At 72.1% G+C, this 8,267-nt stretch carries 9 protein-coding genes; 5 read left to right on the top strand and 4 right to left on the bottom strand.

What is annotated here, in order from left to right; all coding sequences use genetic code 11:
• The first annotated feature begins 169 nt into the window (after positions 1-169).
• Positions 170-631 carry a hypothetical protein gene (locus tag ACZ4WS_RS47620; protein ID WP_467990458.1) on the top strand — a complete coding sequence of 154 codons (462 nt, stop codon included), beginning with the start codon at positions 170-172 and terminating at the stop codon, positions 629-631.
• Between the two features lie 74 nt (positions 632-705).
• On the opposite strand, the gene ACZ4WS_RS47615 is transcribed toward ACZ4WS_RS47620, so the two are convergent.
• Positions 706-1,359 carry a GNAT family N-acetyltransferase gene (locus ACZ4WS_RS47615; protein WP_467990456.1) on the bottom strand — a complete coding sequence of 218 codons (654 nt, stop codon included), beginning with the start codon at positions 1,357-1,359 and terminating at the stop codon, positions 706-708.
• Complete coding sequence (locus tag ACZ4WS_RS47610; protein ID WP_467990454.1) at positions 1,356-1,904, bottom strand: DinB family protein; 549 nt, start codon at positions 1,902-1,904, stop codon at positions 1,356-1,358. Before ACZ4WS_RS47610 ends, ACZ4WS_RS47615 begins: the two co-directional genes overlap by 4 nt.
• A 64-nt stretch (positions 1,905-1,968) precedes the next feature.
• Between ACZ4WS_RS47610 and ACZ4WS_RS47605 the strand changes: the two genes are divergently transcribed.
• Positions 1,969-3,111, top strand: coding sequence for a helix-turn-helix transcriptional regulator (locus tag ACZ4WS_RS47605; RefSeq protein WP_467990452.1), 1,143 nt, complete (start codon positions 1,969-1,971; stop codon positions 3,109-3,111).
• Here the strand turns inward: ACZ4WS_RS47605 and ACZ4WS_RS47600 are convergent.
• On the bottom strand, positions 3,026-3,718 hold the full coding sequence (locus ACZ4WS_RS47600) for a pentapeptide repeat-containing protein (RefSeq protein WP_467990451.1): 693 nt from the start codon (positions 3,716-3,718) through the stop codon (positions 3,026-3,028). The genes ACZ4WS_RS47605 and ACZ4WS_RS47600 overlap by 86 nt on opposite strands.
• Positions 3,719-3,891: 173 nt before the next feature.
• On the opposite strand from ACZ4WS_RS47600, the gene ACZ4WS_RS47595 reads away from it, so the two are divergent.
• The 3 genes from ACZ4WS_RS47595 to ACZ4WS_RS47585 all read left to right on the top strand — a co-directional run bounded on the left by ACZ4WS_RS47595 (position 3,892) and on the right by ACZ4WS_RS47585 (position 7,683).
• Positions 3,892-5,067: an NAD(P)-binding protein gene (locus ACZ4WS_RS47595; RefSeq protein WP_467990449.1), complete on the top strand. Its 1,176-nt coding sequence runs from the start codon at positions 3,892-3,894 to the stop codon at positions 5,065-5,067.
• Between the two features lie 79 nt (positions 5,068-5,146).
• Positions 5,147-6,127 carry a zinc-binding dehydrogenase gene (locus ACZ4WS_RS47590; protein ID WP_467990460.1) on the top strand — a complete coding sequence of 327 codons (981 nt, stop codon included), beginning with the start codon at positions 5,147-5,149 and terminating at the stop codon, positions 6,125-6,127.
• Between the two features lie 53 nt (positions 6,128-6,180).
• Positions 6,181-7,683: an MFS transporter gene (locus ACZ4WS_RS47585; protein WP_467990446.1), complete on the top strand. Its 1,503-nt coding sequence runs from the start codon at positions 6,181-6,183 to the stop codon at positions 7,681-7,683.
• Here the strand turns inward: ACZ4WS_RS47585 and ACZ4WS_RS47580 are convergent.
• Entirely contained in the window at positions 7,672-8,148 is a 477-nt protein-coding gene (locus tag ACZ4WS_RS47580) for a GNAT family N-acetyltransferase (RefSeq protein ID WP_467990444.1), read from the bottom strand. The two genes, ACZ4WS_RS47585 and ACZ4WS_RS47580, sit on opposite strands and share 12 nt — an antisense overlap.
• Between the last annotated feature and the right edge of the window lie 119 nt (positions 8,149-8,267).

Raw genomic sequence — 8,267 nt, 5'->3', positions numbered from 1 at the left:
ACGTCGCAATCCACACCGAACCCGGAAGGCCCTCACTCGTTCAAGATCACCCAGCCGTGATCACTGTCACCAACCTCCGTGGACAGAACACCTAGACCGGCCACGGCGCGCGAACCGCCGCCGCGTACGATCACCCGTCGGCCCCACGCGTCCGCCGGAGAGGATCCCCGTGCCCGAAACCATGTCCCGCCAACAGCGTTCCGCACACAGCCAGTTGGCCGCCGGGGAACAGCTCCTGTCGTACGGCGTCGTCGTGCCGGCGAAGAGCGCCCAGGGCATGAAGCTGACCCGGCCCGGTCCGCTCAGCGGCATCGGCGGTGAGTTCGGTGACCGCCTGGTGCAGAACATCGGCGCCGCGTCGGCCGCCGCCGGCAGCATCGCCGCCACCATGCCGCCGTCCTCCGGCGCCCTGCTGCTGCGCGTCACCGACCAGCGCGTCGGTCTCATACACCCCCTCAACGGCACCCCCGTCTGGGAGGTCCCCCGCAGCTGGGCCGCCCGCGTCGAACGCCGCCCCCGCCTCCAGCTCATGGCCCGCTTCCGGCTGCACTACGCCGATGGCTCCTGGCTGGCGTTCCTGACCGCGCGACGCCGGACGATCGAGACGTTCGGGTCGCACATCGGCGGCTAGCGGAACACTCAGCAGCGCGTAGTGGAGTGCTCAGAAGCGGCTGGCGGGGCGGTCAGCAGCGGCTGGCGGAGCGGTCAGAAGTCGACGCGCATGACGACGCGCCGCGGGCTCGGGCGGCTCACCTCGGCGAAGCCGGCGTCGGCGAAGACGTCACGGCTGCCGACGTGGAGCTCGCCCCAGGTGATCTCCTTGCCGGGCTGGGTCAGCATCGTGTACGCCTCCAGCGCGCGAGCGCCCCGGACGCGGGCGAAGCCGACGGTGGCACGGGCGAGCGCGTAGGTGATGCCGCGCTTGCGGAAGCCCTTGCGGGTCACGAAGCACGTGACCGCCCAGACGGTGCCGTCGGTCTTGTCCTCGTCGCGTCCGGTCCAGGGGGTACGGGTCCGGAGCAGCCGCGGGTAGGCGGTGCGCGGCTCGACCGCGCACCAGCCGACCGGCTGCTCACCGTCGAGATAGGCGACGAGGCCGCTGGTCGAGCGGGCCTTCGGGTTGCCGCAGGCGGTCTGCTCGCGCAGCCGGGCGGCGCGTTCGGCGTCGGAGACCGTGGCCCAGTGGGAGGCCCGGATCTTGTAGCGCTGGCAGTGGCACTTGCCCGGGTAGTCGGTGGTGCCGAAGATCGCCTCCAGGTCCTCCCACGACGCCTCGTCGGCGGGGACGATCGTGAGCCGGTCGGGCGTGATGTGCCCTTGCTGCCCTTGCTCTGGGGCGTGGGGTTGCTGCCGTGTCACTGGGGCGGGTCCTCTCCTACGAGCCCGTCCACCGACTCGCGGATGAGGTCCGCATGGCCGACGTGCCGCGCGTACTCCTCGATCAGGTCGATCAGGATGCGCCGCAGACTGGGCGCCCGTCCGTCGGGCCGGCCGCGCCCGGCCGGCCGGTCCAGGCCACCGTCGGCTAGCGCCTCCGCGACCAGGGCACGGGAGCGGGCCACGGTGTCCCGCCACAGCGCGTAGACCTCCTCGGGGGTGTCCTCGGCGGTCAGCCGCCAGTCCCAGTCGGGGTCGGCGTCCCAGTCCACGGTGTCCCACGGGGGCTGCGGCCGCCTGCCGAACAACCGCCCGGAGAAGTAGTCGTCCTCGACGAGGGCCAGGTGCCTGAGCAGCCCGCCCAGGGTGATCGAGGAGGCGCCGACCGTCGCCCTCAGGCCCGCCGCGTCCAGTCCCCCGCACTTCCACGCCAGGGTCGCGCGCTGACGTTCCAAGGAGCCCAGCAGGGTGTCGACCTCGCTGCCCGCGACCGGCGGTTCCCGGAGAATCGTCTCTTCGTCGCTCATGCGATGGGACGCTAGCCGGTATTCAGGACGATGTACTTCCGGAATGGGCGGGAGGACTTCCGGAATGGGCGGGAGATCGACGACGGTGCACGACGCGAGCCCCACCGCACGGGCACTCCTCACCCTCGAACTGATCCAGAACAGCCCCGGAATCACCGCGAGCCGGCTGGCGGACCGGCTGGAGGTCTCCGAGCGCGCGGTTCGCCGGTACGTCGGCATCCTGCGTGAGGCCGGCATCCCGGTCGAGTCCGCCCGTGGCCCGTACGGCGGCTACCACGTCGGGCACGGGCACCGGCTGCCGCCACTGATGTTCACCAACACCGAGGCGTTGGGACTCGTCATGGCCGTCCTGGAAGGGCACCATGCCGCGGGTGACCCGGCCGACCCGGTGGGCAGCGCACTCCGAAAGATCATCCGGGTGCTCCCCGAGCCGGTCGCCAAGCCGGTCGACGCCGTCCGCAAGGTCCGGGTCGGGCCCCCGAATCCCGACGCGACGAGCCCGAGTCCGAGCCCTCGGACGACGGCGCTTCTCGTCCAGGCCTGCGCGTCTTCGCGCCGCCTACGACTCGGCTACCGCATGGGCTCCGGACAGCAGGGACAGGCCGGCCAGGCCGGACACGAACGCGTCATGGAGGTCGACCCGTGGGCCGTCGTGGTGCGCCACGGCCGGTGGTTCCTGCTGTGCTGGTCGCATACGAAGAACGCCAGACGAGTCCTCCGCGTCGACAGGGTCGTCACCGCCGACGTCCTCACGGACACCTTCACCCCGCCGCCCGGCCTCGACCCCGTCCGGACTCTCGAGGAGCATCTGTCCGAAGGCTGGAAGTACCGGGTGGAGGTCGTCATCGACGCGCCGCCCGCCACGGTCGCCCAGTGGATCCCGCGCAGCCTGGGTCACCTCGAAGCGGTCGCCCCCGAGCGCAGCCGCCTCACCGCGACCACCGACGAACCCGACTGGTACGCCCGCCAACTCACCGCGCTCCAAGCCCCCTTCCGCATCCTCGAACCACGCGAACTGCGGGAGGCCACGACCCTGCTCGGCCAACGCCTCCTGCACGCGGGCAGCCTCCCGGCCCCGTCGTCCGAGGAGGGGTCTCAAGAGCCGCCGGTCCCGGGGTCCCTCACCCCTCCGCCGCCCCACCGTCCACCCGCACCCCCATCTGTGCCGCCAGCACCGGTGCCAGATCCAGCAGTTGGGCCGGGCTGATGACCGCCCCCGCGAGCCGGTCCACACCCCGCGCGATCGTGAACTCGGCCGCCGACCGCAGGTCCACGTCCGTGAGGGTCGCCGCGGTGAGGTCGGCCCCCTTCAGTACGCAGTCCACGAACTCCACGCGCTCCAGGCGGGCGCCCCCGAAGTCCGGCTCGACCAGGACGCAGCCCTCGAAGACGACGTCCTTGAGGCGGGCCTTGCGCAGGTTCAGATAGTCGATCTTGCCGCCGCGCACCAGCACCCGCTCCAGCACGGCACCGTGCAGCTGCACTCCGCCGAGGCGGGCGTCGACCAGCTCGACGTCGCGCAACGTCGACTCGGCGAGATCGGTGCCCACGCCCCGTATGCCCGTCAGGACCGAGTCCAGCACGCGCGCGTGGTGCAGCCGCGTCTCGTCCAGCGCGCACCCCGTCAGCGCGCAGTCCATGAACCGCGCGCCCCCGCCGTCCTGCCCGACGAAGTCCAGCTCCCTGAACTCCAGCCCGTCATAGTCCCCGTCCGGCTCGAGCGCGAAGCCGTCGTACGCCTCCAGGGACGGCAGCCGCACCTCCGGCCGCCGCGCGCTCTTCACACCGGTCCCGCCCGCCGCTCTCCTCACCATGCCCCCATCCTGCACCCCGCCACTGACAACCCATCCGACCTGCGAAGACGTCCACCCATGTCACATTCCGGGGCCGCGATCAGTCGTACTCACAGAAAGGCGACCCCAGGCAGAACCCAGGCAGAACCCAAGCAGAGCCCAGCCAGAGCTCAAGCAGAGGGAGACCCCCAACCATGCACCACATGACCGTCATCGGCGGCGGCCTCGCCGGACTCACCGCCGCCGTCACCGCCGCCGAGGCCGGTGCCAAGGTCACCGTCTACGAGGCGCACCACACCCTCGGCGGCCGGGCCCGCACCGCCGAGGGCCCGTACCGGACGAACGAAGGGCCGCACGCCCTCTACAGCGGCGGACCGCACTGGACCTGGCTCAAGCAGCGGAACCTGATCGGTCCGCTCTCGCCGATCCCGCCCCTGGAGGCCGCCCGGCTGCGGCTGCACCACAAGGGCGCCCTGCGCCGCACCCCGCCCTTCGCGATGCTCAAGCTCCTGCGCCACGCCTCCCAACAGGCGCCCGTGGACGTCGACTTCATGACCTGGGCCACGGACCGGGCGGGCGAGGAGGGCGCGCGGGCCGCGGCCCACTACTCCGCCGTCGCCCTGTTCCACCACGACCCCGGTTCGCTCTCCGCGGCGTTCGTGCAGGAACGGCTGCGCCGCGCCACGAAGCTGCCCCCGGAGGCGCACTACCCGACGGGCGGCTGGGCCTCCGTCATCGACCGTCTGGCGGCCCGCGCCTGGAATCTCGGCGTGCGCATGGAGACCCTGGCCAGGGTCGACACGCTCCCCGAAGGCCGTGGCCCCGTCATCGTCGCCACCTCCCTGGACTCCGCCCGCCGTCTCCTCAAGGACGACTCCCTCACCTGGACCGGCGGCCGTACCGCCCTCATCGACCTGGCCGTACGCACCCGGCGCGGCGACGCGTTCGCCGTCTCCGACCTGGACGCGCCCGGCTGGATCGAACGGTTCAGCGCGCAGGACCGCACCCTCGCCCCGGCCGGGGAGCAGCTCATCCAGGGCCAGTTCCCGATCGCCCCGCACGAGTCCCGGGCCGACGGCATCGCCCGCGCCGAGCGCCTGCTCGACCTCGCCTTCGACGGCTGGCGCGAGCGCGTCACCTGGCGGCGCGAGGCGGTCGCGAACGGCCGTACCGGCGCGGTCGACCTGCCCGGCACCAGCTGGCGCGACCGGCCCGCCGTCGACCGCGGCGACGGCGTCTACCTGGCGGGCGACCAGGTCGCCGCCCCCGGCGTGCTCTCGGAGGTCTCCTTCAACAGCGCCCTCGAGGCCGTCACGCTGGCCCTCAGGATCCGGCAGGGCCGCGAAGACCTTGACCTCAAGCATGCTTGAGGTTGAAGGCTGGGCTCCAGACACGCACATGACGAGGCAAGACCACGGCAAGACCACGCATAGCGAGAGCGAGCCCACCATGCACGCCATCCGCCTGCACGCCTTCGGCCCCGCCGAGAACCTCACCTACGAACAGACCGAGGATCCCGGGCCGGGCCCCGGCCAGGTCCGTATCGCCGTCGCCGCGGCCGGCGTACACCTCCTGGACGCGGCTCTGCGTGAAGGCGCTCAGGGCCCGGCCCCCGCGCCCACCGCGCTGCCCACGATCCCCGGCCGCGAGGTCGCCGGCACCGTCGAGTCCCTCGGCGAGGGCGTCGCCGGCCTGTGGCTCGGCAAGCGCGTCGTCGCCCACCTCGGCTTCGCCCCCGGAGGCTATGCGGAACTGGCCGTCACCGATGTCGACCGCGTCCACGAGATCCCTGAGAACCTGGACTTCGCGCAGGCCGTCGCCATGATCGGAACAGGCCGTACGGCGATGGGGATCGTACAATTCGCGCCCCTGGGCCCCGGTTCCGTCGCCGTCATACCCGCCGCCGCGGGCGGCATCGGCACCCTCCTCGTGCAGTACGCCAAGCACGCCGGCGCCACCACGATCGGCCTCGCGGGCGGCCCGGAGAAGGTGGCCCGGGTGCGCGAGAACGGCGCCGACCTGGCCGTCGACTACAAGGACCCGGACTGGCCGGAGAAGGTCCGCGCCCACCTGGGCGGCAGGACGGCGACCGTCGTCTTCGACGGCGTCGGCGGCGATGTCGCCCGGTCCGCCGTCGGCCTCCTCGGCCCCGGCGGCAAGCACGTCGTCTTCGGCTGGTCCGGCGAGGGCATCCAGGGCGGACAGGCACTGATCGTCGAGGGCGTCTCGGAGCAGGTCCTCGGCCTCGTGATGATGCGGAAGACGGGCGGCCCCAACCCCGTACGCACGCTGGAACTGCGCGCCCTCACCGAGGCGGCGGCCGGTCGTCTCACCCCGGCCGTGACGCGCTTCCCGCTCGCCGAGGCCGCCGCCGCACACCGGGCCCTCGAATCCCGGAACACGATCGGAAAGGTGGTGCTGGAGCCATGAGCGGTCCCGCGACCGGAGATGCGACTCACCCCGATTCATGGTCTTCTGACCACGTGAGCGTCACCCGAACAGGTGAACCTGGGGCCCCCGTAGACGCCGACCCCCGCCGCTGGTGGGGTCTGGTGATCATCGCCCTCGCACAGCTGATGGTCGTGCTGGACGCGACCATCGTGAACATCGCGCTCCCTTCCGCACAACGCGCCCTCGGCATGTCCGACGGCAACCGCCAGTGGGTCATCACGGCGTACACGCTGGCCTTCGGCGGCCTGCTGCTGCTCGGCGGCCGGATCGCCGACCTCGTCGGCCGCAAGCGCACCTTCATCTTCGGCCTGATCGGCTTCGCCGCCGCCTCCGCGCTCGGCGGCGCGGCCACCAGCTCCGGCATGCTCTTCGGCGCCCGCGCGCTCCAGGGCGCCTTCGCCGCCGTACTCGCCCCGTCCGCGCTGTCGCTGCTCACGACCACCTTCACCGACCCGAAGGAGCGCGGAAAGGCCTTCGGGATCTACGGCGCGCTGGCGGGCTCGGGCTCGGCGATCGGGTTCATCGCGGGCGGACTGCTGACGGAGTACCTGAACTGGCGCTGGTGTCTGTACGTCAACATCCCCATCGCCGTCATCGCGGTCTTCGGCGCGTTCGCGCTGCTGAACGACCGTCCGGGCAACCGGGACGCCCGGCTCGACGTACCCGGTGCGCTGCTCGGCTGCGGCGGCCTGGTCGCGATCGTCTACGGCTTCAGCGAGGCGGAGCCGCGCGGCTGGACGGACCCGCTGGTTATGACCCTGTTCGCGGTCGGCGTCGTCCTGCTCACGACCTTCGTGTGGTGGCAGACCAGGGCCCCCAGCCCCCTCCTCCCGCTGCACATCGTCAAGGACCGCAACCGCGCGGGCTGCTTCCTGACCATGGCCCTCGCCGTCATCGGCATGTTCGGGATGTTCCTGTTCCTGACGTACTACCTCCAGGTCATCCTCGGCTACTCCCCCGTGAAGACGGGTATGGCCTTCCTGCCCCTGACGGCCGCGATCGTCATCGGCTCGACACAGATCTCGGCCCGCCTGATGAACCATGTGGCGCCACGCATGCTGATGGTCCCCGGCACGATCCTCGCGGCCGGCGGGATGCTGGTCTTCACCCAGCTCTCGGTCGACTCCACGTACGCGAGCGAGCTGCTGCCCGGCCTGCTCCTGATGGGCCTCGGCATGGGCCTCATCTTCATGCCGGTCTTCGCCACCGCCACCGCCGGGGTCGCCCCGCAGGACTCGGGCGTGACCTCCGCGACCGTCAACACCTCGCAGCAGGTGGGCGGTTCGATCGGTACGGCCCTGCTGAACACCATCGCCACCACCAGCAGCACGGCCTACATAGCCGCCCACCTCCGCGACCCCGCCCAGAAGGCGCTCATCGCGAAGGAAGGCGTCGTCCACGGCTACACCGTCGCCATTTGGTGGGCCGTCGGCATCATGCTCCTGGCCGGCCTCGTCGCGGGTCTGATGGTCACGGCCAAGCCCCCCAAGCACGCGGTACCCGCACAGACCCCCGTGCCCGAGTCAGTCCCGTGAGCCGAGCCGCCTGAGCGCGTCGTCCGTCAGCCGGTGCACCGTCCACTCGTCCTGCGCCCGCGCGCCCAACGCCTCGTAGAAGTCGATCGACGGCTTGTTCCAGTCGAGCACCGACCACTCCAGCCGCTCGTACCCGCGCTCCCCGCAGATCCGCGCCAGCTCGGTGAGCAGCGCCTTCCCGTGACCGCCGCCGCGCGCCTGCGGCCGTACATACAGGTCCTCCAGGTAGATCCCGTGCACCCCGCGCCACGTCGAGAAGTTCAGGAACCACAGCGCGAACCCGACCGTCTCCCCCGCCGCGTCCTGCGCGATGTGCGCGAACGCGGCGGGCCGCTCCCCGAACAACGCTTCGCGCAGCTGCTCCTGAGAGGCCCGCGCCTCCTCCAGCGCCTTCTCGTACTCGGCCAGTTCACGGACCATCGCGTGGATGGCGGGGATGTCGGCGGGGGTCGCTGGGCGAATCATGGCCGCAGTGTCACATACGGACGTGGGGGGGGGGGGGGGGGGGGGGGGGGGGGGGGGGGGGGGGGGGGGGGGGGGGGGGGGGGGGGGGGGGGGGGGGGGGGGGGGGGGAGGGGGGGGGG

The sequence above is a fragment of the Streptomyces sp. NPDC029292 genome (assembly GCF_055569295.1).
This window is presented reverse-complemented; position numbering and strand designations above follow the sequence as displayed.

Excerpts from the sequence above, each read along its gene's own strand:
- ACZ4WS_RS47610 (WP_467990454.1), bottom strand. The coding sequence starts at position 1,904 with ATGAGCGACGAAGAGACGATTCTCCGGGAACCGCCGGTCGCGGGCAGC.
- ACZ4WS_RS47605 (WP_467990452.1), top strand. The coding sequence starts at position 1,969 with ATGGGCGGGAGATCGACGACGGTGCACGACGCGAGCCCCACCGCACGG.
- ACZ4WS_RS47600 (WP_467990451.1), bottom strand. The coding sequence starts at position 3,718 with ATGGTGAGGAGAGCGGCGGGCGGGACCGGTGTGAAGAGCGCGCGGCGG.
- ACZ4WS_RS47595 (WP_467990449.1), top strand. The coding sequence starts at position 3,892 with ATGCACCACATGACCGTCATCGGCGGCGGCCTCGCCGGACTCACCGCC.
- ACZ4WS_RS47590 (WP_467990460.1), top strand. The coding sequence starts at position 5,147 with ATGCACGCCATCCGCCTGCACGCCTTCGGCCCCGCCGAGAACCTCACC.
- ACZ4WS_RS47580 (WP_467990444.1), bottom strand. The coding sequence starts at position 8,148 with ATGATTCGCCCAGCGACCCCCGCCGACATCCCCGCCATCCACGCGATG.